Genomic DNA, 23,677 nt, shown 5'->3' with positions numbered 1-23,677 from the left:
TGGCGTATTTTTCATCTTGATATCATTATGCGGTACCACTTATGCCAATCCAACAAAACACATTAGATACATTGAATCTGAAAAATACCCGGATCCCAAACAAAGTTATTTCGTTGATTTGTTAACGCTTATCTTAAATGCCAGTAGGGATGAATTTGGAGATTATGTTTTAAAACCTGTTGCCTATGAAATGTCGCAAGCAAGAACATCAGCTTCTTTGAAAAGGAATGAATTTATAGATATTCACTGGCGCATGACTTCTCAAGAGCTCGAACAAGAACTACAGGCTATTTATATCCCAATCTTAAAAGGTTTAATGGGTTATAGAATCTTTATTATCAGAAAAGGTGAACAAAAACAGTTTACCCGTGAAACTTCGTTAGACCAGTTAAAAATGCGGCCGCTTGGACAAGGCTACAATTGGCCTGATACAGATATTCTTGAAAGCAATAATTTCAATGTTATCAAGGGGTATGATATATATTTACTCTCTATGCTTAAAAAGAAGCGTTTTGACTATTTCCCCAGAGCATTACATGAGCCCTGGTTTGAAATCGCAACTGAACCAACTTTGGTTGTTGAAGATAACTTTCTACTTAAATACCCAGCACCAATGTTCTTCTTCATTAATAAAAACAATGAAACACTAAAAAAGCGTTTAAATCTTGGGTTCGAAAAAATTATTAAGTCAGGTGCTTTTGAGCGTTTTTTCCAAACTCACCCAGTAACAGCCAACATCCTTACTAAAGCCGATATTGCTCAAAGAATTAGTTTCACCCTAACCAACCCGTCATTATCACCAAAAACTAAAGCATTAATAAACGACAAACGATTGTGGATCACGACTGAAAATAAAGACGAGTTAATACCTGAATAAAAATTTTAATCATCATATAAAAAAGCAGTTTCTTAGTAGCTCTATATTACTAAGAAACTGCAACACTGCGGGGTAGTGGAGTAAAGTTTATTTAACTTGCTGTTCAAAGTCTTCAATAGCGACTTCCATATTATCTTCTAGCTCATCTTCAAGCTGCACTTGTAGTTCTGCTTCAATATCAAAGTGAAGAGACTCTAATTTATACTCAACAGCTTGCTCTAATCTTTCAGCAAAAACAGGGTTTTCTAGTAAGTTATCTTTTTCATTGGCCAAAACACTAAAAGACAACATGGTAATAACGATTGTTGTAAGACCTATGATAGTTTTCATGGCAACTCTCCTTTGTAGATAATGTGCTTGTTTAATGACTTATTGATTTGATGCTTCATAAGATAACAACTTCAGGATTAAATACTGTAACCTTTGATGAGAAAGATGTTTTGAAGTGTTACTTTAGGTAAATTTATGGATAGTGCATCCATAATAATGAAAATTTTAATTAGTTATGTGCAAATTGATTCGGTAAAGGTTATAACTATTAACTATTTCTTAACATTAGAATCTTTGCTATGAAACACTCTATTCAATTTCTAATCCCCCTAACAATTTTTTCACTTTTACCTATTTATGCTCATGCGCATAAGCCAGCAGATGAACAGCAATTAACTTCTGAAGCTAAAAAAATAGTAAAAAGCTTTGGTGGCACTTTAAAGCCTAAGTTAAAACAAGCAATACAGTCTGGTGGATTAGTACATGCCATCGACGTTTGTGCAATTGAAGCACCCAAAATCGCCAAAAAATTAAGTCAAAAAACGCAATGGGATGTCAGTAGAGTCAGCTTAAAAACTCGCAACGCTAAGAATGCAACGGCTAATAACTATGAGCAAAAAATCTTACAACAATTTGCACAACAAAAAGAGCAAGCTAACACCAAACAAACGGCTAACTCTCTAGAGCATGCTGAAATAGTTAACAACGAATTTCGTTTTATGAAAGCGCAGCTTATTGAAGGCGTTTGCTTAAATTGCCATGGTAATACCATAGCACCTGAAGTCAAACAAGCGTTGCAGAAACATTACCCTAACGATATGGCGACAGGTTATAGTTTAGGCGATGTTCGCGGTGCATTTAGTTTAGTGAAGAAATTATAGCGTGCTATTGAAAAGCGTAAAAAAGAACAATGTTATGCGTACTTATATAATCATTTTTTTACTCTCGATAGCATTCAATGTGGCAGCCGACGAACTAAAGCCGTTTACATCAGACGGCTGTAGCGCATTTCCTGATGGTACTTTTGAGCAATCTCAACTTTGGCTTTCTTGCTGTACAGCTCACGACTTAGCCTATTGGCAAGGTGGCACATCTAATGAGAGGCTAGTCGCTGATGAAGCGCTTCAACAATGCGTTGCAAAAGTGGGAGAGCCTGAAATTGCTCAACTGATGCTTGCCGGTGTTCGTGTAGGTGGTACACCCTACTTACCAACACCTTTTAGGTGGGGCTATGGTTGGTCATATCCTAGAGGCTATAAGGCATTAACCATGGATGAAAAACAACAAGTCACTAAACTGAAAGCGAGTAGCCCTTTACTCAACAAGTCTTTATTGAACGAAAAAGGAACCAGCAAGTAACTTGAGCTAGAAAAAAATCAAATATAACCCATTGTATTTAAATAGTTAATCCATTCTTTAAACTGAGTTCAGCTTCAGCTGTTCCTATGTAAGTAGCGCGGCTACGCTGGCAATAATCGTCATTATTAACACCATAATTTTTAACGTACTTGCTTTGACGTTAACTGCAAACTGAACGGCCACTTTTGCACCAACTATACTGCCAACACCCAATAATAATCCTGGCAGCCAAGCAACTTGATCTCGAAAAACAAAGATGAGTAATGCAATACTAGTAAAAATAACTGTTGCAACCACTTTCATCGCATTAGCTCTTAATAAATCGTAATCTAGCATGCCAACAAAAGCCGCGATTAAAACAAAGCCAACCCCTGCTTGCACAAAGCCACCATAAAAACCCGCGCCAAATATTGCTAATAAGCTACCAATTGAGGCATAACAACTTTTGGGTTCACGCTTTTGCTCAGCATCAGTATCACTTTTTAAAACCACCCATAAAGAAACAGCAATCATGGTGCCTAAAAGTAAGGGCTTGAGTAATGTAACCTCAAGGTACGACGCGGTTAATGCACCACATAATCCGCCAAACAGTAGCGGCCAAAAAGTGTTTTTGATTGAGTTTACTTCTAATTTTTTATGATGGTAGAAACCCTTTGTTGCAGTAATTGATTGTAATAAGACACCTACTCTATTCGTCGCATTAGCCACATCAGCAGGTAAACCACACATCATTAGTGCAGGTAAAGATAAATTAGAACCCCCGCCAGCTAAGGTATTAATAACACCCGCAATTAAGCCTATCGCGATAAGCAAAACAGCTTGCATTATATCAAGAGTATTTAACATCATTGGCTTATCTCATTTATACACTGTTTGGCTAAAATTATGGCAAAAAAAACGGCCTGTCCTTGTTAAGTGACATGCCGCCTTATATTTGTTTACCTTTTACTTAGATAAACATTCAGTATTAGCTATTCGCTTCAACAATCTTTTTCATATCAGTCATGTAGCCACGAAGCTCTTTACCTACAATTTCAACACCGTGGTTGCGAATTTCTTCATTCACTTCGATTAATCGTACGTTATCTACACCGTTTGAACCAGTAATACCGTCACCTAATTCTTCAAGTGTTAAACGAGAAGCATATTCTTCAAGTAATGGTACTGCAGCATGACTAAATAAATAGTTACCGTATTCAGCAGTATCAGAAATAACAACATTCATCTCATATAACTTGTTACGTGCGATACAGTTAGCAATTAATGGCGTTTCATGTAGAGATTCATAGTAAGCAGATTCTTCAATAATGCCTGAATCAACCATCGCTTCAAACGCTAACTCAACACCCGCTTTAACCATAGCTACTACGAAAATACCTTTGTCATAGTACTCTTGCTCAGTAATTTCAGAATCACAATCTGGTGCTTGCTCAAATGAAGTTTCCGCTGTTGCTGCACGCCACTTAAGTAAGTTAGCATCGTCGTTTTTCCAATCTTCCATCATGGTTGCAGAGAAACGTCCTTCGATAATATCATCCATATGCTTTTGGAAAAGCGGACGTAAAATCTCTTTTAACTCTAGCGACATATCAAATGCTTTAATTTTCGCAGGGTTTGATAAGCGATCCATCATATTTGTGATGCCGCCGTGTTTTAAACCTTCAGTTGTTGTTTCGATGCCATATTGTAATAACTTACGTGCATAACCTGCATCCATACCTTGTGCCACTAACTGTTTGTGACCCAATACTGCAGCTGTTTGTAACATACCACAAAGGATTGTTTGTTCACCCATCAAGTCAGACTTCACTTCGGCAATGAATGATGATTCTAGTACGCCGGCTCTGTCACCACCTGTTGCAGATGCATAGGCTTTAGCAATGGCTAAACCATTACCTTGCGGATCATTTTCAGGGTGAACAGCAATTAAGGTTGGTACACCAAAGCCACGCTTATATTCTTCACGAACTTCAGTACCTGGACACTTAGGCGCTACCATCACAACCGTGATATCTGGGCGAATTTGCATGCCTTCTTCAACAATGTTGAAACCGTGAGAATATGAAAGTGTTGCACCTTGCTTCATTAACGGCATTACCGCATTTACAGCAGAAGTATGTTGCTTATCTGGCGTTAAGTTTAACACTAAGTCAGCTTGAGGAATTAATTCCTCGTAATTACCTACCGTAAAGCCATTCTCAGTGGCCCACTGCCATGATTGACGTTTTTCACTAATAGCTGCATCACGCAAAGCATAAGAAATATTTAAACCTGAATCGCGCATATTTAAACCTTGGTTTAAGCCTTGTGCACCACAACCGACAATAACAATGTTCCAATCTTTAATGAAGTTACAGCCATCGCTGAATTCTTCACGCTTCATAAAGCGACATTTGCCTAATTGTTCAAGCTTCTCACGTAAACTTAACGTGTTAAAATAATTACTCATGGCCTTTCCTCGGTATAACAATAACTGATATTGGTACCTGCATTAGACGCTAATGACGTGTACCGAATTTTGATAGTTGCAGCATAGCGCACAAAACATGTTGCGAAAAATGATATATTTGCATCGCAGTGTTGCGTTTTTTGCAATATACTAATAATTAACTGCCACAAATGACAACATAAGTCTGATTATGGATCAAAAAGCACTGGCGATATTTCAACACTTAGCTACCACTTTGCACTTCGGCAAAACTGCACAAGCGCATCACATGAGCCCTTCAACCTTGAGTAGAGCCATACAACGTTTAGAGCAAGAGCTAGCTTGTGAGTTACTACATCGAGATAATCGCACGGTAGTGCTAACCGAAGAAGGTAGGAAGTTTAAACTTTTTGCCGAGCAGCAGTTAGAGCAATGGCAGTCTTTCAAAAACTCTATCGCTCAAGAACAGCAAGCATTAACGGGTAAGCTTCATATTTATTGCTCAGTAACCGCGGCTTATAGCCATTTGCCCCCTTTGTTAGATAGGTTTAGAGCAGCTCATCCTTTGGTAGAAATTATGCTAACCACAGGTGATGCTGCCGATGCCCTTGAGCAACTTCAAAGCCAATCAGTCGACTTTGCCATAGCCGCTAATCCAGAGAACTTACCTCGAAGTGTTTTTTTTCATCATTTGGCTACGGTACCACTTTCAGTTATCGCGCCAACAATGCATTGCAAAGTACAACAACAGCTGCAACAAGCCAGCGCATCCGCTCAAGGAATAACCTGGTCTCAAATGCCGATTATCTTGCCTGAACATGGTCCTGCTAGAAAACGGTTTGAGCATTGGTATCGCAAAAAACAGCAAGGAAAAGCCAATATTTATGCCACGGTTTCAGGCCATGAAGCCTTAGTGAGTATGGTTGCTTTGGGCTGTGGTGTTGGCATAGTTCCTCAGGTTGTAGTGGAAAATAGTCCCGTCAAAGACAGGGTACAATATTTGAGTGATGTCGGTGAAATTGACCCCTTTGAATTAGGTATTTGCTGCTTGAATCAAACGCGCTCTCAGCCACTGATCCAAGCATTTTTCCAATCCATTCAATAGAGAAGCTGATCTTATCATCACACTGCAACGGCACTAGTTAAATGCCGTAATAGCCTATCCATTGCTCGATAAGATAGCGCCTCAACGATATGATCATGTGAGATATGTTCAATTCGTTCCATATCTGCCAACGTTCGCGCGATCTTTAATATTTTATGATGGGCACGTGTCGATAACCCTAATTTCTCAACGGCAAGTTCAAGAAATTCATTATCTTGAGCGGATAATTGGCAATGAAGTTTTAACTCACTGGCTTCAAGGTGAGCATTTGCCTTACTTTGTCTGGCTGTTTGCTTAGCGCGGCAAGCTTCAACACGTTCTCTGACAGTAAAACTAGATTCATTGCCCGTGCTATCTTGTGCCCAAGTGCCTTTAGGCAATCGAGCAACTTCAATTTGGATATCAATACGATCGAGAAATGGCCCTGATAAACGGTTTAAATAGCGCAGAACTTGTTCAGGGGTACTACGATTATCGTTATAAAAGCCTGTTGGACTCGGGTTCATTGCTGCAATCAGCTGAAATCGTGCCGGAAAACATTGTTTTTGCAAAGCTCTCGATATGGTGACTTCACCAGACTCCATTGGCTCACGTAGCACATCAAGCACTTTACGCTCAAATTCAGGTAGCTCATCAAGAAACAACACACCGTTATGGGCTAAGGAAATCTCACCTGGTTTCGGTTGGCTCCCACCCCCCACCAAAGCAGCTGATGATGCTGTGTGATGAGGTGCTCTAAAAGGCCTTCTAAACCATGATTGTTGATCTATCACTTGGTGACTAATTGACTGCACTGCCGCTATTTCAAGGGCTTCTTGCTCTGTCATTTTCGGCAAAATACCTGCCAAGCGACTAGCTAACATAGTTTTTCCTGTACCTGGCGGGCCAATTAATAGCAAATTATGAGCACCACTAGCAGCAATCTCTAGTGCTCGTTTTGCAAACGGCTGACCGATTACATCACTCATATCCAATAAGTTTTGCAATGGCTGCTCTTTTATCTCTCTTTCTGTTACAAAGGGTAAAGTTTTTTGCTTTGAAAAGTGTGGATAAAGTTCCGTTAAATGCCTAAGGCCATGTACTTTAGCTTTTTTAACCCAACTCGCTTGTTCAGTATTTTGCTCAGGTATAATCAAAGTTCTACCACTTTCACAACTAGCTATCGTCATTGGGATTTCACCAATAATTGCTCTAAGTTCACCTGATAGCGCCAATTCACCTGCAAATTCATAGTGAGTAAGATCTATTTCAGGTATCTGTTCTGAAGCTGCTAAAATACCAACAGCAATGGGTAAATCAAATCGACCGCCTTCTTTGGGTAGATCTGCTGGCGCAAGATTTATGGTTATTCGCTTGGCAGGAAATTCATAACCACAATTGATTATAGCGCTGCGCACTCTATCTTTAGATTCTTTAACTGAGGTTTCTGGGAGGCCGACGATATTGAATGCCGGTAGGCCATTGGCTAAGTGAACTTCTACGGTAACCAGCGGAGCAGTTAGCCCCACACGAGCACGACTATAAACACAGGCAAGTGACATATAAAATCCTTTTAATATTATCCTTCAATTTGAGTGTAGCTCAGTTTTTATAAATCAGGGAGCGGTTACCTTTTGATGTCTATGTTTTCTAACTAACCTCAGCTCGAGATAAGAAATTAGCTAGTTATTTGAAATGTATGTAAATCTAGATTTATCATTATTCTAGCTTGGCGATTTTTCTTAATACAAGGCAAATTAGTACGCCAATAGCTAGCCTATTGCAAACTAATATAACGCTGTACTAAGGAAAATAGACTGCTAGAAAGCAAGTTGTTATCCCCAACTATGGTTAACTAGTTATTACGATTGTTCAAGCTTTGCACAAAAAAGCTATAACAAAACTTCTTGCTATCTGCCTTATTGCTATGGTACTAATTTAATAAGGCTGTGAACTGAAAGGTTTTCAGCTTAATTAAATAGCTAATAAAAACAAAAATAAAAAGCTTAGAAAAACTAAGAGAAACTATGAAAAACTTTAACTCAATTATTATTAACATTCTCGTCGTAGTGATTATTAAATCACCTCGAGGGTTTTCGTTGAGCTAAAGAAAAGCAAAATACTGAATAACAAACCCTCGCTTCGAAAGAACCGAGGGTTTTCTTTTTTTTAAACAATATTTTTGGAATCAACATGAGCAGCAGCAAACCTTTAACAGGTGGCGGATTATTATTTGAAGTATTAGAGCAACATGGTGTAGAGCATGTTTTTGGTTACCCTGGTGGTGCAATCATGCCTATTTACGATGCGCTTTACGATAGCAGTGTGAAACACTTTCTTTGCCGTCACGAACAGGGTGCCGCATTCTCAGCTGTTGGCTATGCTCGTGCTGCTGGTAAAGTTGGTGTGTGCATGGCAACCTCAGGACCAGGGGCAACTAACCTGATCACTGGTCTTGCCGATGCCTTAGCTGACTCAATACCTGTTGTCGCCATTACTGGCCAAGTAGCAACGTCTGCTATGGGTAGTGATGCTTTCCAAGAAATTGACATTTTCGGATTATCACTCGCTTGTACAAAGCATTCATTTCAAGTGAGCAATATTGATGATTTAGAAGACGTGCTTCACCAAGCTTTTGAAATTGCGTTAGAAGGTCGACAAGGTCCAGTACTTGTTGATATTCCTAAAGATATTCAACAAGCTGAAGTAACAAGCCGTTTAGAAGAGTTTTCACATTTAACCAATAAAGTGCAATTGCCTTTAGCAGATATCAGCAATGCTATCGATATACTAACCCATGCTAAACAGCCAATTCTTTATGTGGGTGGTGGTGTTGGTATGGCCAATGCTATTGATGAAGTCCGTGATTTCGCCAACCAAACAGGTATGCCAAGTGTTTCAACGTTAAAAGGCTTAGGCGCCATTAATGCTGATAATGAAAATTATCTTGGTATGTTAGGTATGCATGGTACCAAAGCCTCTAATTTAGCGGTTCAAGAATGCGATTTATTGGTCGTGGTTGGTGCTCGTTTTGATGACCGTGTAACAGGAAAACTGAATGAATTTGCACCAAATGCTAAGGTCATTCATTTTGATATTGATACTGCTGAAATTAATAAAAGACGCTTTGCTGATGCTGCGATTTTAGGTGATTTAAAGGCCAATTTACCGCTATTGTCTATGTCATTAAATATCAGTGGTTGGCAAGAAAAAGTTCAACAAATGAAAGCTGATTTTGGCTGGCGATACGACCACCCTGGCAGCAAAATTTTTGCACCCGCAGTGCTCAAAGAAATGAGTGATTTAATGCCAAAAAACACCTGTATTACCACCGATGTTGGACAACATCAAATGTGGTCTGCACAGCATATCAGCGTTGATGATCCATGTAACTTTTTAACCAGTGGTGGCATGGGTACTATGGGCTTTGGTTTACCTGCAGCTATAGGTGCGCAAATTAGCCGACCACACGACACCGTTATTGCTGTTTCAGGTGACGGTTCTATCATGATGAACGTGCAAGAATTAGCAACAATAAAGCGTTATCAAATACCGGTAAAAATCTTACTTATCGACAATGCAAAACTAGGCATGGTTCGTCAATGGCAAGATTTATTCTTTGATGGTCGCTTAAGCGAAACAGATTTAGCAGATAACCCAGATTTTTGTCAGCTAGCCCGCTCATTTGAAATCAAAGCACAAACGATTACTGAAAAGAGCCAAGTCACTGAAGCGCTTGAAGAAATGATAGATCATCAAGGCCCTTATTTATTACATGTGAAAATTGATGCAAAAGACAACGTTTGGCCATTAGTGCCGCCTAATACTGCCAACGATAAAATGATGGAGAGCGTGTAACATGAACAATTACAAATTAATTATCATGACTGATGACAGACAAGTTGTCTTAGAAAGAATACTACAGGTCACACGTTACCGTGGTTTTTTAATCAATGGTATCAATGCGCAAGTTAATACGGGTAATCAAATAGCAACTATTGAGTTATACGTCAGTAGTGAACGACCAATTGAACTTTTAATCGATCAAATCAATAAACTGATCGACATAAAGGGTGTCAAGGTAGACAATAAGGCCGACAATAAAGGCGCGCAACAACATAGCGCCTAACAAATTATTACAGCACCCATAAAAAGACTGTTTTAGCTAAAATTTATCCTTAAAAGTTAATCAGTTAGAAATACATTATTAGGAAAAAGAACATGGCAAAAGTAAACGCAGAATATATTTGGTTTAACGGTGAACTCATGCCTTGGCAAAATGCCACGGTTCACGTAATGAGTCACGCACTTCATTATGGTTCATCAGTTTTTGAAGGTATTCGCGCCTATAACACTCACAAAGGTACGTGTATCTTCCGCTTGCAAGAGCATATTGATCGTTTATTCGATTCAGCAAAAATTTACCGAATGACGATTCCTTACACGAATGCAGAAGTTGTACAAGCGTGTAAAGACTCTGTTGTAAAAAACGATCTTAAAGCAGCATATTTACGTCCGTTAGCCTTTTTAGGCGATGTAGGCATGGGGCTTCGTCCACCTGCAGATGCAGAAGCTGATTTAATGATCGCCGCTTTTAGCTGGGAAGCTTACTTAGGCGCTGATGCCATTGAAAATGGCGTAGAAGTTGGTGTTTCAAGTTGGAACCGCTTAGCACCAAACACTATGCCTACCGCTGCAAAAGCTGGTGGTAATTACCTATCTTCACAGCTAATTTCTATGGAAGCTGGCCGTCATGGTTACACTGAAGGTATTGCAATGGACGTTAACAACCAAATCAGTGAAGGCGCAGGTCAAAACTTATTCTTAGTACGTAAAGGCGTTATTTACACACCTCCAGGTAGTGCTTCAATTTTATCAGGTTTAACGCGTGATGCCGTAATGGTGCTAGCGAAAGACTTAGGTTATGAAGTGCGTGAAGAAACTATCGCGCGTGATGCATTGTACCTTGCTGATGAATTCTTTATGACAGGCACAGCAACAGAAATCGTTCCAGTTAAGTCAGTAGATGGCTTACCTGTTGGTGACGGTTCTCGCGGTCCAGTAACTAAAGCGCTACAAGAAGCTTTCTTTGGTATCTTTGATGGTACTACAGAAGACAAATGGGGCTGGTTAGAACCTGTTGAATAATCATTAGGTCAGCTCGCTAAGCTAAACGTTAATGCCATTAGCGTTTAGCTTTCTTTCCTCAAGTATCATTTTATCAATCGGTTTTTATAGCCCATTGCTCAAATTATATTTCTTTTAAACGTATTCTGAATGATTAACAGGTAGTAAGACCATGGCAAAATTAAGATCAGCAACTTCAACTCAAGGTCGTAATATGGCTGGTGCTCGCGCATTATGGCGAGCAACAGGTATGAAAGATAATGACTTTGGAAAACCTATTATTGCCGTGGTTAATTCTTTCACCCAATTTGTACCCGGCCACGTACATTTAAAAGATATGGGACAATTAGTTGCCGGCGCAATTGAAGAAGCTGGTGGTGTTGCCAAAGAATTTAACACTATTGCCGTTGATGATGGTATTGCCATGGGCCATAGCGGTATGCTTTACAGCTTACCATCAAGAGATCTCATTGCTGATTCTGTCGAGTACATGGTAAATGCACACTGTGCTGATGCCATGGTGTGTATCTCAAACTGCGACAAAATTACTCCAGGTATGTTAATGGCAGCGATGCGTTTAAATATCCCGGTTATTTTCGTTTCAGGCGGCCCAATGGAAGCAGGTAAAACCAAGCTTTCTGATCAAATAATCAAACTTGATTTAGTTGATGCCATGATTCAAGGCGCTGACCCAACAGTATCTGATGAACAAAGTGATGAAGTTGAGCGCTCTGCTTGCCCTACATGTGGTTCTTGTTCAGGCATGTTTACGGCCAACTCAATGAACTGTTTAGCTGAAGCACTAGGTTTAGCATTACCAGGCAATGGTTCCATGCTAGCAACCCACGCTGATCGTAAACAGTTATTCTTAAAAGCAGGTAAAGAAATTGTTGAATTAACTAAACGTTATTATCAAAACGATGATGAAAGTGCCCTGCCGCGTAATATTGCCAATAAAGAGGCGATTCATAACGCAATGTGTTTAGACATTGCCATGGGTGGTTCAACTAATACTATTTTACATTTGCTTGCAACGGCTCAAGAAGCAGAAATAGATTACACCATGGAAGACATGGATAAATTGTCTCGTATTGTTCCACAGCTTTGTAAAGTTGCGCCTTCAACACCTGACTACCATATGGAAGATGTTCATCGTGCTGGCGGTGTGGTTGCTATCTTAGGTGAGTTAGCTCGTGCTAACTTATTAAACACCGATGTCCCTAATGTCTTAGGTACAACCTTAGCTGATGTCATCAAACAATATGATATTAAAGTCACCGATAATGAAGAGGTTAAGGAGTTTTATCGTGCGGGCCCTGCGGGTATTCGTACTACACAAGCCTTTAGCCAAGATTGTCGTTGGGACACCTTAGATGATGACCGAGAAAACGGTTGTATTCGCTCAATTGACAACGCTTTTTCCACTGAAGGTGGCTTAGCAGTACTTTCAGGTAATATCGCCCTTGACGGCTGTGTGGTAAAAACAGCAGGTGTCAGTGATGATAACCTAACCTTTACTGGCCCTGCACATGTTTTTGAAAGCCAAGATGATGCCGTAAATGGCATTTTAAATGGTGATGTCGTTGCCGGTGAAGTCGTGGTTATACGCTACGAAGGACCAAAAGGTGGCCCTGGTATGCAAGAAATGCTTTATCCAACCACCTACTTAAAATCGATGGGCTTAGGTAAAGCGTGTGCCTTATTAACTGATGGTCGTTTCTCTGGTGGTACATCAGGCTTATCCATCGGCCATGTTTCGCCTGAAGCAGCAAGTGGCGGCACCATCGCTTTAGTTGAGCAGGGCGACATTATTCACATCGACATTCCAAATCGTGCAATCACTTTAAATGTCAGTGAAGAAGTATTAGCTCAGCGTAAAGCGAATATGGATGTTAAAGGTAAAAATGCTTGGAAACCAGCAGATCGTATTCGTCCAATCAGCTATGCGTTAAAGAACTATGCGATGTTAGCAACCAGTGCCGATAAAGGCGCGGTACGTAACAGAGACTTACTTGACGGCTTAACTGATAAGTAAGCAATAATTACACTCTAATGTAAGCACCCATTATGACTGAAGAACAAAGCCAAGAGTTGTTAGCTCAGCAAGCACAAGAATTAGATTATTTGCGTCGCATATTGCTCGCACCTATCTATGATGTTGTCGTTGAAACTGATTTAACTCCTTTAACGAAACTTTCTGCTCGATTTGGTAATCAAATCTACTTAAAGCGTGAAGATCAGCAGCCTGTGCATTCATTCAAACTCAGAGGGGCTTATAACAAGCTGTCGAGTTTAACTGAAGCGCAATGTATTCACGGTGTTATCGCTGCATCAGCGGGTAATCATGCTCAAGGCTTAGCCTTAGCGGCGAATAAACTTGGTATCAAAGCTACCATCGTCATGCCAAAAACCACACCAGATATCAAAGTAGACAATGTGCGTCGCTTTGGTGGTGAAGTTCGCTTGGTTGGTAATAGCTTTAACGAAGCACAGGCCGCTTCAATTGAGTTTGCTGAACAAGAGCAGAAAACCCTAATCCACCCTTTTGATGATATAGAAGTTATTGCCGGACAAGGCACCGTCGCCAAAGAGTTATTACAACAGTTACCTCAAGCAGACGTAGTTTTTGTGCCTGTAGGTGGCGGTGGCTTACTGGCAGGTATGGCTGTTTACTTAAAGCAACTCAGTCCAGAAACTAAAATCATAGGGGTGGAAGCGCAAGATTCCGCCTGCTTGAAAGCCGCATTAGATGCAGGCCATCCCGTAGATTTAGAGCAAGTCGGCTTATTTGCTGATGGCGTAGCAGTAAAGCGTATAGGCGAGCATACTTTTGATTTAATCAATCGCTATTGTGATGAAGTGATCACTGTTACCACTGATGAAATTTGTGCTTCAATCAAAGATATTTTTGAGCAAACACGGGTTATCGCAGAACCAGCGGGTGCTCTATCCTTAGCAGGGTTACAAAAATATTGTCAATTACAACAAGCCAATAATGAAACGGGTGGAAAATCCCTAGCGGCTGTTCTTTCAGGCGCTAACATGAATTTTCATAGTTTGCGCTATGTATCAGAGCGTTGTGAGTTAGGAGAGAAAAAAGAGGCCGTACTTGCGGTTACTATTCCTGAAGAAAAAGGCAGCTTCAAGCGCTTTTGTAAAGCCATAGGAAACCGCGCAATTACTGAGTTTAATTACCGTTATTCAGGCAAACCTAGCGCTGAGATTTTTGTTGGCATTCGCTTGGGTGGTAGTGTTCAAGAAAGGCAGGAATTATTACAAAGCTTAACCAATGCTAATTATCTTGTAAGAGACTTTACTGATAATGAGTTAGCTAAACTGCATATCCGTTATATGATTGGTGGCAAAAATAACGACACCAGTAGTCAAAAGGAAGAGCGTTTATTTAGTTTTGAATTTCCAGAACACCCTGGTGCACTAGAGAAGTTTTTAGCCGCTATGGGCGAATTATGGAATATTACCTTGTTCCACTACCGAAACCATGGCGCTGCCTTTGGACAAGTGCTGGCAGGTTTTGAAATCAGCCCTGAAAAAGAAAAAGAGTTTTTTCAACACCTTGACGCCCTTGGTTACCAGTGGCAAGAGGAAACTGACAACCTCGCTTATCAAACTTTTTTAAGTTAACTCCTTAAGTAAAACTCCCCTTTACAGCAAAGCAAATGCAATGACCAACTTGACATAATATGTCAAGTTGGTCATATTATGTCATGGAAACAATAAAACAATTATAAAAATAGCAAAGGAGTCATTATGCTAAACAAAGGACTAACCAAAAACACCGCAAATGTTGATACCGCACAAGCAGGCAAACATCTAGGAAAAGCTGCCATCGCTATAATCAGCGGTATCGTTTTATGGCAAGTATTTTACACTATTGATGAAGGTCATGTTGGCATCGTCAAACGTTTTGGTGAAGCAACAACCCAAGTCAACCCTGGTTTGCATACCAAAGTGCCTTTTGCCGATGGTATTGAAGAACTTGAAATACGTACTCGTAAAAATACTGAAAACCTTAAGGCTTCTACTTTTGAACAAATGCCTGTCCAAGCTGAAGTTTCTGTTAACTGGACAGTTATTCGCGCTGAAGCATTTGAACTTTACAAGGGCTATGGCGGTTTAGATCAATTTGAAAACCGAATATTAGATCCTCGCTTACGTTCAGCAACAAAAGATGCCTTAGCACGCTTTAAAGCCGAGCAAATCATCCAAAACCGTGGACAAGTCATTCAGAAAATTGAAGAAACTTTATTATCAGCCATGGCTGAGTTTCCGGTAAAACTTGATAGTGTACAAATTGAAAATTTAATTCTGCCAAAAAAATACTTACAAAGTATCGAAACAAAACAGACAGAGAAAAACTTAGCCGCTGCTGAAAAGCACCGCTTAGAGCGTCAAAAGCTAGAAGCGCAACGTGAAGTTAACACTGCAGAAGCAAAGCGTGACGCAGAAAAAGCCCGAGCAGATGGTTCAGCATATGCCATTACCATAGAAGCCAAAGCAGAAGCAGAAGCCATCAAAGTAAAAGGTTTAGCCGAAGCAGAAGCAATTAAGAAAAAGGCTGAAGCAATTCAAACCAGCCAAGTCTTGGTTGATTACGTAAAAGCACAGCAATGGGATGGCAAATTACCTACCACGGTAATGGGTAGTGGTCAGGATATTCTGTGGAATATGAAAGAAAAATAATGCATTAATCTAAAATGGATGCTGCTCTTTTATTAACTAAAAGAGCAGTAGGATTATTTTGTATCATACAAAAGTTAGGAATGACGATGAATTACTTCATATTTTCAGCAAAAACCGTAGCACTTTCTATCCTATATCCCTTTTTGTTTATGTTGTTACTACCAATTTTTCATAAGGTTATACCTCCCTTATTACCCAAGGTAGAAGGTAATGATCTCGCCTATCTCATGGTTATTGGTATTCCTCATAATGTCAGCCTTTTTATTAGTGCATTCATATGCGCTTTATTAATAAAAAAGTTTTATAACTCAAACACTGTCATTATTAGTTTAATTATAGCTTTGCCATTATCTTTATTCTCTATGCCTTATAGTATGGAGCCTGTATTAATTGAAGCCGCCCAATATCAGCGCATAATTCACACTAAAGATTGGCTATTAATGATTTTTTTACCACTTATTGCTGAGCGAATGTTTTCACTGCTAACCAAAGCCAATATCGGTCGCAAAACACAAAACTCACAGCATTAAAATTTTTGGATGAACTTAATATGAATTGGAATGAACTTTCAAAAACTCAGCAGTGGCTTTTTATCTTGCTAATGGCCGCTGTAGTACCTTTTGCGCCTGAGTTTATTTTTCTGGCAGACTTAGGTGGAATCGAGCTGGTTTTTGGTTTCCTATTTCTCTACTACAAGCCTTATTTTACTTGGTTTATTAATAAAGTGACTTGGTTAAAAAAACAGTTAAATTTCATCGGTATAACATTTCAGCAAAGTGCATTGATGCAGCCGAAAATTTTTCTAACTCAGGGGGCTTTCTATACTGTGGCATTGCTATTAACTAGTTCAGTGCTATTTGCCAGTATTTTCTGGTTACCTGCAATGCTAATTAATACGACCTTAACCTAAGCGAACTCAGTATTTACCCCGTAGTAAAACTGGTTAAGTGTGCTAATTCATCGCTAGCTAACTCAGTCACAGCAACCTGTTTTACCTCAGATTTTTCTGAACCAATATGTAGCCAATCGATTAAGGTCTGTAATTGTACTTTATCGCCATAAGCCAATACTTCAACATCACCATTAGTTAAATTTATTGCGTGACCGACTACCTTTAGTTCCTGCGCTTTCTTTTGTGTATTGGCACGAAACCAAACCTTTTGTACTTTGCCACTCACGATGGCTTTGATGCTATTGCTAGTCATGATTTTTTTCCACTTTATTTTTATTCATTAAAACAATCACTTGATTAACTTTGTTCAAGATAGCACTTGATCTTAGCAGAAATCAAACTATAATCACGTTCGAATACCATTCGAACAAAGTTACAATACAGAGGTGTATAATGGCTCCAGCCCCCAAGCATAGCCCTGCTGAGCAAGAAAAGTTAATTTTAAATGCTGCTATCGAAGTGATAGAGCAAACCAATTTACTTGATTTTTCAATGTCAGCGATTGCTAAGTTAGCTGGCCTTTCGATGGGATCTGTTTATAAATTCGTGCAATGCAAAGAAGATGTATTAATTGCACTTGCAACGAATATGTACCAGCAGCGTCATAGCACTTATAAACAAGTATTGTCATTACCCTTAAGCACACCTCAGCGTATTATTGCAATGAGTTTACTGAGTTGTGCAAAAGTTCAGATGTATTCATTTGATGATCAACTTGAAAGCATTGTAAATACTAACGCCATGATGAAAAGATGCTCACCGAGGTGGGTTGATCATATGGTTAACTGTGGAAAAGTGTGTGAGAGCACTTTCAAAAGTTTTATAAAACAAGCGGCTGACTCTGGTGAATTAGTCTCTATTGATCATGACATTGACGAGATTGATATTTCGACTTGGTCAATGATGATAGGTTATTTTCAGGTAGTGCGTATTCATGAAAATTGGCAAATAAACCAATTACCTGCAGAAGGTGAAAGTTGTGGTGCATTATCACCTGATCACATACATATACGAAACATGCAACGATTACTTAATACCTTTGATTGGCGAGAAAAGCTTACAAAAGAAAGCATTTTAGTAACCTGCCAATGCCTAGAAGAATCAGGTTTAAGGTAATCAAATAGATTAACTATTCTTAATGAAAGATGCCGCTAATGAAAGCGCTCTTATTATTGAACAAGCAATTCGTTGGTTTTAACTACAGCCAATGAGAACAAGGAAACAACATGAAATTTATCCGCTGGATTATCGTTATCAGCATATTGGCAGGCCTTATTTTTGGCTTACATAGCTACAAAACCTCATTACAAGCTACGGCTAGTGCCCAAGCGGCTAGCATGCCAGAGCCTTCAGCAACGGTAAATGCAATTGAGGCAAAATCTACAAACTTCCAAAAGCAGGTGCAAGTCAGCGGTGAAGTTCAAGCTTTCAAATATTTAGAACTAAACAATGAGTTAGCGGGTGTTATAACCCAATTAAATGCCCATTCAGGTAGTATTGTTGATGAAGGGCAAGTATTACTTGAGTTAGATCACCGTGATGAAAATGCTAGGTTAATTGCTGCAAAAGCAACTCTTGCACTAAATGAGCAAACACATGCTCGCTATATTGAACTGCAGAAAAACAAAGAAATTAGTGAAGAACAAGTCGATAAAGCACAAGCTGCCGTCGATATTGCGAAATCAGATATTGCCGTGTTAACAACTGCCATTTCAAAGAAGCAACTTATCGCACCATTTAAAGGTCGAATAGCAATTCATACTTTAGAAATTGGGCAATATCTCGATAACAATAGTAAGGTGTTTTCTATCGTTGGTATTAATGACTACACTTGGATTGATTTTTATCTACCACAGCTTTATCAAGAGCTCACTGTCGGTTCTAAAATCCAAGTAACACCTATGAATCAAGCACAATCTTACACTGCTGAAATTATTGCCGTTGACCCACAACTATCTAAGCAATCTCGTCATTTAAAATATCGTGCTCAGATTTCATCGAAAGAATTGTTATTAAAACCAAATACGCTAGTGACTGTACATGCACCTATTGCAAAACAGCAAACATTAACATCAGTACCAGACCTTGCGATCAAGCGTGACTCTCTAGGGAATTATGTCTTTTTATTGGCTAAAGATGACAACGGTGACTATCGCGCACAGCAAACCAAGGTTGAACTGGGTGAACGTCAAGGTGATACGGTTATGATTACCAATGGCTTAAAGCCTGGACAATTAATTGCGAGTAAAGGTGCTTTTAAGTTATTTCCGGGCATGAAAGTCTATATCGTCAATGAAAACGCGGCGCAATAGGGAGTATCATGAACGATTCTAAACCTTCAGTAATGGATATCTTTGTCCGTCGCCCTGTCGTCGCCATTGTACTATCCATCATTATCTGTATTGCTGGTATTTGGTCAGCAAGTAAAATTCCTGTGTTGCAATTTCCTAAAATTGAAAGTGCCTCTTTAGTCATTGACACTTATTACATTGGTGCATCTGCTGATGTTGTTCAGGGCTTTATCACTGAGCCCATAGAACGCGTGGCGGCTACCGTGCCTGGTGTTGAGTATGTTGATTCCACCAGCACCTCAGGCAGCAGTAAAGTTACGGCTTGGTTAAAGCTTAACGAAAATAGTACATTAGCCTTAGCTGAGTTAACCGCACGTTTAGGTCAAATTCGCTATGAATTACCCTCTGGATCTCAAGATCCTGTAGTTTCTGTTAGCCGTGCTGACCGACCTTTCGCTGTTTTCTACCTCAATGTCCATGCCAATGGCAATGACTTATCGCGTATTACTGACTACTTAACCCGACAAGTTAACCCGATACTCAACTCAATTGAAGGTGTGCAACGTGTTGGCATAGAAGGCGCGAGAACGCCAGCTATGCGTGTCTGGTTAAACGCTCAAGCGCTCACGACCTTTAATTTAAGTGCTAGCGATGTTTATCAAGCACTGCAATCAAATAACACTATTGCCACTATGGGGTATGTTGAAAACAATCGTCAGAAAATTGATATTGTAGCTAACACCCAACTGCGTAACGTCGCAGAGTTTGAGCAACTCGTTGTAGCAGAAATTGATGGTGCGAACATCTATTTAAAAGATATCGCAACCATTGAGCTTGCGGCAGAAGACAGCAACGTAACAGCTAGACTTAACGAAAATGATGCTGTTTATATTTCTGTATGGCCACTACCTGGCGCCAATGAAATAGCCATAGGTGATCGTTTATATAAAAAAGTAGCTGAGCTAAATAAAACGTTGCCTCAAGGGCTTTCCATAGATTTTGCCTATGATGGCACCTTATACATGCGTGATGCCTTAAAAGAAATTTTTACCACGCTCATTGAAACGGTCATTTTAGTTGGCCTAGTTGTTTTACTATTAATGGGTTCATTTAGAAGTGCCATTGTGCCGTTAATTACTATTCCTATCTCAATACTGGGTGCAATTGCAGCCATGGCGATGATGGGCTTTTCGCTCAACTTACTTACCGTACTAGCCATTGTATTATCGGTGGGCTTAGTGGTTGATGATGCCATTGTTGTTGTTGAAAATGTCGCCAGACTCATGCGTGAAGGCATGTCGAAAGTTGATGCGGCGTTAATCAGCTCAAGACAGCTCTTAGTACCTATTATCTCCATGACCTTAACCCTCGCCGCAGTTTATGCACCTATCGGCTTTTTATCAGGGTTAACGGGTGTATTATTTAAAGAGTTCGCCTTTACTTTGGCTATTGCTGTCATTATTTCAGGCATTGTTGCCATCACATTATCGCCTATCATGAGTGCCTATGTATCACCAAAAGGTGGCCAAGAAGGATGGTTAACTCAAAAAGTGAATCACCTTTTTGATAAGGTTCAAAACGCTTATGGAAAGTTATTAACTCATATCTTTAACTGGAAAGGGCAAGTGTTTCTTATTGCTTTTGTCGTTTCATTATTAGCCGTGCCTTTCTACCTGTTTTCACAAAAAGAGCTCGCACCCGTAGAAGATCAAGCTGGTGTTATGTTTGTTATTCAATCACCACCCGATTCATCATTAACTTACAATGTAGGTCAAATGGGACCTGTGGTTGATAGTTTACAAGAGATTGAAGGCGGTAAACAAATTTGGCAAATTATTTTTGGCTCAGGCGGCTTTGGCGGTTTAGAACTAGTTAATGCTGATGAACGTGACTTTAGTGCTCAATCAATTTTGCCACAGATTTACGGTAAATTAGCCCAAATTCCAGGATTAAACATGCTACCTATCCTACCGGCTTCATTACCGAGTTCAGGACAATTTGAAATAGAAATGGTTGTTAAATCTTCAGCACCTTTTAGTGAAATGAAGCAATATGCCGATCAGCTAGTAGGTGCTGCCTTTGGCAGCGGGCAGTTTATTTACGCCGATACAGATTTAAAGATAGATTTACCGCAAGTTGAGCTGAATATAAACCGACAAAAAGTCGCTGATTTAGGCATAAGCATTGCTGAAGTTAGCCAACAATTAGGTATTTTGCTTTCTAATAATTTCGTCAACCGCTTTGATGATAACGGTAAAGCTTATCGTGTTATTCCTATTGTTAGTGACGATGTTCGTACAAAAACTGAGGCCATTCTTTCTTTAAATATTAAATTACCAACGGGCGAGCTCATGCCTATTTCTGCTGTTGCCGATTTAGAATGGAAAACTGTCCCTAGACAACTAGGCACTTTTGCTCAGCAAAATGCTTTCAGAGTTTATGGTGCTGTCGCGCCAGGCTCGAGTAAAGAAGCGGCATTAAGTACATTAGAGAAAACCGCCAGCGAGATATTACCGTTAGGTTACTCTATTGATTATGCGGGTGAATCTCGACAACTTCGCCAAGAAGGGAATACCCTGATCATGGTATTAGCCATTTCATTGCTCATAGTTTTCCTAGTACTGGCAATTCAATTTAATAGCTTTAGAGATCCGCTAGTAGTGCTATTAGGTTGTGTACCTTTAGCCTTGTCCGGTGCATTACTTATTCCTTATGTTGAGCTGACAACTATCAACATTTACTCGCAAATTGGTTTAATTACCTTGATTGGCCTCATTGCGAAAAACGGGATTTTAATTGTTGAATTTGCAAACCACGCTCAAGAGCAAGGCGCAAACAAACTGGCAGCAGTTACGGAAGCCGCAACAACAAGGTTGCGTCCAATATTAATGACAACGGCCGCCACTATTTTAGGTCACTTCCCATTAGTGTTAGTAACCGGAGCGGGTGCTGAAGCAAGAAATAGTATTGGTATTATATTAGTTGCCGGTATGTTTATTGGCACACTATTTACGCTGTTTATTTTACCAAGCTTTTACTTATTGCTAGCCGAGAAAAGAGCAAAAGTGGCGTAAAAGACTAGCAAGAGTTCTCAAGTTGAAACTAAAGCCTGATAATAATTTATCAGGCTTTTTTTATGCCCTGCTAAAAGTAAATGATCTGTATTTGTTTATAAAAAAATACCCTTAAAAAGCAACATGCGTTAGTCTTATTATTCTTTATCATTAACCATTTTGTGGTCATGATTAACTCAATGTAATGGAATTGTAGGAGTCAACTTTGGATATTGCAGGCTTATTTGTTGCAAGTGTTAGTGCTTTAGGTAGCTTAATTCAAGCATTTTATACGGCACGTGACAGCAACAAAAAAATTGATAATCACAAAGTACGTTTACTGCAAAAAAGGGCAAAGAAACCATTAAAGATTGGCATAAAAACAATTGATGCCATTATTGATGACAAATTACTTGCCGCACTGTCAAATGATATTGAAAAGCACAACCTTATCCTTATTGATGCTTTTTCTAATAGTCAACTAAATGAGGCAGAAAAGGCTGTTAAAGTCGAAGCAGCGCGGCAACAAATTTGCAAAACCCTAACAGAAATTAAAAAATTTAATAATGATCAATTACCGACCAAACGATTAGAAAAACTATGGTTGTCAAACAGATGTTAAATCAAAATCATAACACTCCGCCATGCTAGTTTTTACATTGATAGAACCAATCTAATACGACACATCAATATTTTAACTTATTGATATATAATCAATGTCAGGTTGTGTCGTGAGTTTGTCAGGTTAATTAACTAGTCGTTTTCCTCATGAGATTGTTAAATTTTCCTCGTTGTTGGTAATCCGTTAAGGAGAAAAGTTTGTTTCTTTCAACAAATAAATTAAAAACGTTACGTAACGAAAATGGTTGGTCACAAGAGGTTCTTGCAAAAGTTTCAGGCTTATCTGTGAGAACCATTCAGCGCATCGAGGCTGATGGTAAAGCTTCTGCAGAGTCAACATTGGCAATAGCATCCGTTTTCAATTTATCTCCTAAAGCATTGCAAGCAACGTCAAACGAAATAGAAGTCAGTTGGACGAGGGAAATGATCATGAAAAATTTAATCGCACTCATTATTATATCAAGTGCTATCGCTATGCTAATTTATCTAGGCGCTGGAACACACCTTTATTTAGACGCGGCATCAGCGCTATATATAGTCTTATTTGTTTACGCAGCCACCATTATTACTTACGGCACGGAAGGCTTTTTTAAGTCGATTACCAGTTTAAAATATTTATTTACCGATGAAATAGTGGGTGGCTCACAAGCCAAGTATTTAGCGGCATTATATCAAAGCCAAGTCACTTACCTTTATGGCGGCGCATTTCTTGGATTACTTATTGGTGCCATTGCCATATTAGGTAACATTGACACCTATGAAAATTTTGTCTTTCTACGCGCTTCTGCGGTTAACCTAATCGTATTATTTTATGCGGCACTACTTAGCGAAGCTATAATACGCCCTCTAAGTATTAAATTTAAGACTTGCGATATAAAACAATAACTAAACCTTTTTTATTAATGCTAAAAAGT

The 23,677-nt window shown here is 39.4% G+C and carries 22 protein-coding genes; 17 read left to right on the top strand and 5 right to left on the bottom strand.

Annotated elements, in window-relative coordinates:
• Positions 1 to 16 precede the first annotated feature (16 nt).
• Positions 17 to 877, top strand: coding sequence for an ABC transporter substrate-binding protein (locus tag EPA86_RS14800; RefSeq protein WP_140604967.1), 861 nt, complete (start codon positions 17 to 19; stop codon positions 875 to 877).
• Between the two features lie 87 nt (positions 878 to 964).
• On the opposite strand, the gene EPA86_RS14795 is transcribed toward EPA86_RS14800, so the two are convergent.
• Positions 965 to 1,207: a hypothetical protein gene (locus EPA86_RS14795; protein WP_140604965.1), complete on the bottom strand. Its 243-nt coding sequence runs from the start codon at positions 1,205 to 1,207 to the stop codon at positions 965 to 967.
• 239 nt (positions 1,208 to 1,446) lie between these two features.
• Between EPA86_RS14795 and EPA86_RS14790 the strand changes: the two genes are divergently transcribed.
• Positions 1,447 to 2,028, top strand: coding sequence for a Tll0287-like domain-containing protein (locus tag EPA86_RS14790; protein ID WP_140604963.1), 582 nt, complete (start codon positions 1,447 to 1,449; stop codon positions 2,026 to 2,028).
• Between the two features lie 34 nt (positions 2,029 to 2,062).
• Positions 2,063 to 2,506, top strand: a complete 444-nt coding sequence (locus tag EPA86_RS14785) for a hypothetical protein (RefSeq protein ID WP_140604961.1) — start codon at positions 2,063 to 2,065, stop codon at positions 2,504 to 2,506.
• Between the two features lie 84 nt (positions 2,507 to 2,590).
• Here EPA86_RS14785 and EPA86_RS14780 read toward each other — a convergent pair whose 3' ends face one another.
• Both EPA86_RS14780 and ilvC read right to left on the bottom strand, forming a co-directional pair.
• Positions 2,591 to 3,355 carry a sulfite exporter TauE/SafE family protein gene (locus tag EPA86_RS14780; RefSeq protein ID WP_246058412.1) on the bottom strand — a complete coding sequence of 255 codons (765 nt, stop codon included), beginning with the start codon at positions 3,353 to 3,355 and terminating at the stop codon, positions 2,591 to 2,593.
• Between the two features lie 118 nt (positions 3,356 to 3,473).
• Entirely contained in the window at positions 3,474 to 4,955 is a 1,482-nt protein-coding gene (gene ilvC / locus EPA86_RS14775) for a ketol-acid reductoisomerase (protein WP_140604959.1), read from the bottom strand.
• Between the two features lie 190 nt (positions 4,956 to 5,145).
• Here ilvC and ilvY point away from each other — a divergent pair, with 190 nt between their 5' ends.
• Complete coding sequence (gene ilvY / locus EPA86_RS14770; protein ID WP_140604957.1) at positions 5,146 to 6,039, top strand: HTH-type transcriptional activator IlvY; 894 nt, start codon at positions 5,146 to 5,148, stop codon at positions 6,037 to 6,039.
• Between the two features lie 17 nt (positions 6,040 to 6,056).
• On the opposite strand, the gene EPA86_RS14765 is transcribed toward ilvY, so the two are convergent.
• Entirely contained in the window at positions 6,057 to 7,580 is a 1,524-nt protein-coding gene (locus EPA86_RS14765) for a YifB family Mg chelatase-like AAA ATPase (protein WP_140604955.1), read from the bottom strand.
• Between the two features lie 631 nt (positions 7,581 to 8,211).
• Between EPA86_RS14765 and ilvG the strand changes: the two genes are divergently transcribed.
• The 8 genes from ilvG (at position 8,212) to EPA86_RS14725 (ending at position 16,756) form a co-directional block, all read left to right on the top strand.
• Positions 8,212 to 9,876 (top strand): acetolactate synthase 2 catalytic subunit, encoded by a 1,665-nt coding sequence (ilvG, locus tag EPA86_RS14760; RefSeq protein WP_140604953.1) that lies wholly within the window; start codon positions 8,212 to 8,214, stop codon positions 9,874 to 9,876.
• A gap of 1 nt (position 9,877) precedes the next feature.
• Entirely contained in the window at positions 9,878 to 10,147 is a 270-nt protein-coding gene (gene ilvM, locus EPA86_RS14755) for an acetolactate synthase 2 small subunit (RefSeq protein WP_140604951.1), read from the top strand.
• Positions 10,148 to 10,239: 92 nt separating this feature from the next.
• Positions 10,240 to 11,166, top strand: a complete 927-nt coding sequence (locus EPA86_RS14750; RefSeq protein ID WP_140604949.1) for a branched-chain amino acid transaminase — start codon at positions 10,240 to 10,242, stop codon at positions 11,164 to 11,166.
• A 151-nt stretch (positions 11,167 to 11,317) separates the two neighbouring features.
• Positions 11,318 to 13,180, top strand: coding sequence for a dihydroxy-acid dehydratase (ilvD, locus tag EPA86_RS14745; protein WP_140604947.1), 1,863 nt, complete (start codon positions 11,318 to 11,320; stop codon positions 13,178 to 13,180).
• 32 nt (positions 13,181 to 13,212) lie between these two features.
• The gene (ilvA, locus tag EPA86_RS14740) at positions 13,213 to 14,787 is read left to right on the top strand and encodes a threonine ammonia-lyase, biosynthetic (protein ID WP_140604945.1); all 1,575 of its coding nucleotides are present in this window, start codon (positions 13,213 to 13,215) and stop codon (positions 14,785 to 14,787) included.
• Positions 14,788 to 14,913: 126 nt separating this feature from the next.
• A complete protein-coding gene (locus tag EPA86_RS14735) occupies positions 14,914 to 15,846 on the top strand; it encodes a prohibitin family protein (protein WP_140604943.1) in 933 nt (310 codons plus the stop codon).
• An 86-nt stretch (positions 15,847 to 15,932) separates the two neighbouring features.
• On the top strand, positions 15,933 to 16,376 hold the full coding sequence (locus tag EPA86_RS14730; protein ID WP_140604941.1) for a hypothetical protein: 444 nt from the start codon (positions 15,933 to 15,935) through the stop codon (positions 16,374 to 16,376).
• A gap of 20 nt (positions 16,377 to 16,396) precedes the next feature.
• On the top strand, positions 16,397 to 16,756 hold the full coding sequence (locus tag EPA86_RS14725; protein ID WP_140604939.1) for a hypothetical protein: 360 nt from the start codon (positions 16,397 to 16,399) through the stop codon (positions 16,754 to 16,756).
• Positions 16,757 to 16,769: 13 nt separating this feature from the next.
• Here the strand turns inward: EPA86_RS14725 and EPA86_RS14720 are convergent, their stop codons facing one another.
• On the bottom strand, positions 16,770 to 17,051 hold the full coding sequence (locus tag EPA86_RS14720) for an acylphosphatase (protein WP_140604937.1): 282 nt from the start codon (positions 17,049 to 17,051) through the stop codon (positions 16,770 to 16,772).
• Between the two features lie 140 nt (positions 17,052 to 17,191).
• On the opposite strand from EPA86_RS14720, the gene EPA86_RS14715 reads away from it, so the two are divergent.
• The 5 genes from EPA86_RS14715 (at position 17,192) to EPA86_RS14695 (ending at position 23,648) form a co-directional block, all read left to right on the top strand.
• Complete coding sequence (locus tag EPA86_RS14715; RefSeq protein WP_140604935.1) at positions 17,192 to 17,914, top strand: TetR/AcrR family transcriptional regulator; 723 nt, start codon at positions 17,192 to 17,194, stop codon at positions 17,912 to 17,914.
• A 110-nt stretch (positions 17,915 to 18,024) separates the two neighbouring features.
• The gene (locus EPA86_RS14710) at positions 18,025 to 19,110 is read left to right on the top strand and encodes an efflux RND transporter periplasmic adaptor subunit (protein ID WP_140604933.1); all 1,086 of its coding nucleotides are present in this window, start codon (positions 18,025 to 18,027) and stop codon (positions 19,108 to 19,110) included.
• An 8-nt stretch (positions 19,111 to 19,118) separates the two neighbouring features.
• A complete protein-coding gene (locus tag EPA86_RS14705; RefSeq protein ID WP_140604930.1) occupies positions 19,119 to 22,163 on the top strand; it encodes an efflux RND transporter permease subunit in 3,045 nt (1,014 codons plus the stop codon).
• Between the two features lie 205 nt (positions 22,164 to 22,368).
• Positions 22,369 to 22,764: a hypothetical protein gene (locus tag EPA86_RS14700; RefSeq protein ID WP_140604928.1), complete on the top strand. Its 396-nt coding sequence runs from the start codon at positions 22,369 to 22,371 to the stop codon at positions 22,762 to 22,764.
• A gap of 197 nt (positions 22,765 to 22,961) precedes the next feature.
• Complete coding sequence (locus tag EPA86_RS14695; RefSeq protein WP_140604926.1) at positions 22,962 to 23,648, top strand: helix-turn-helix domain-containing protein; 687 nt, start codon at positions 22,962 to 22,964, stop codon at positions 23,646 to 23,648.
• Positions 23,649 to 23,677 lie beyond the last annotated feature (29 nt).

Source organism: Litorilituus lipolyticus, from assembly GCF_006439335.1.
Taxonomy (GTDB): domain Bacteria; phylum Pseudomonadota; class Gammaproteobacteria; order Enterobacterales; family Alteromonadaceae; genus Colwellia; species Colwellia lipolytica.
The sequence above is the reverse complement of the archived record's forward strand: the minus strand, read 5'-3'. Positions and strand labels throughout refer to the sequence as shown.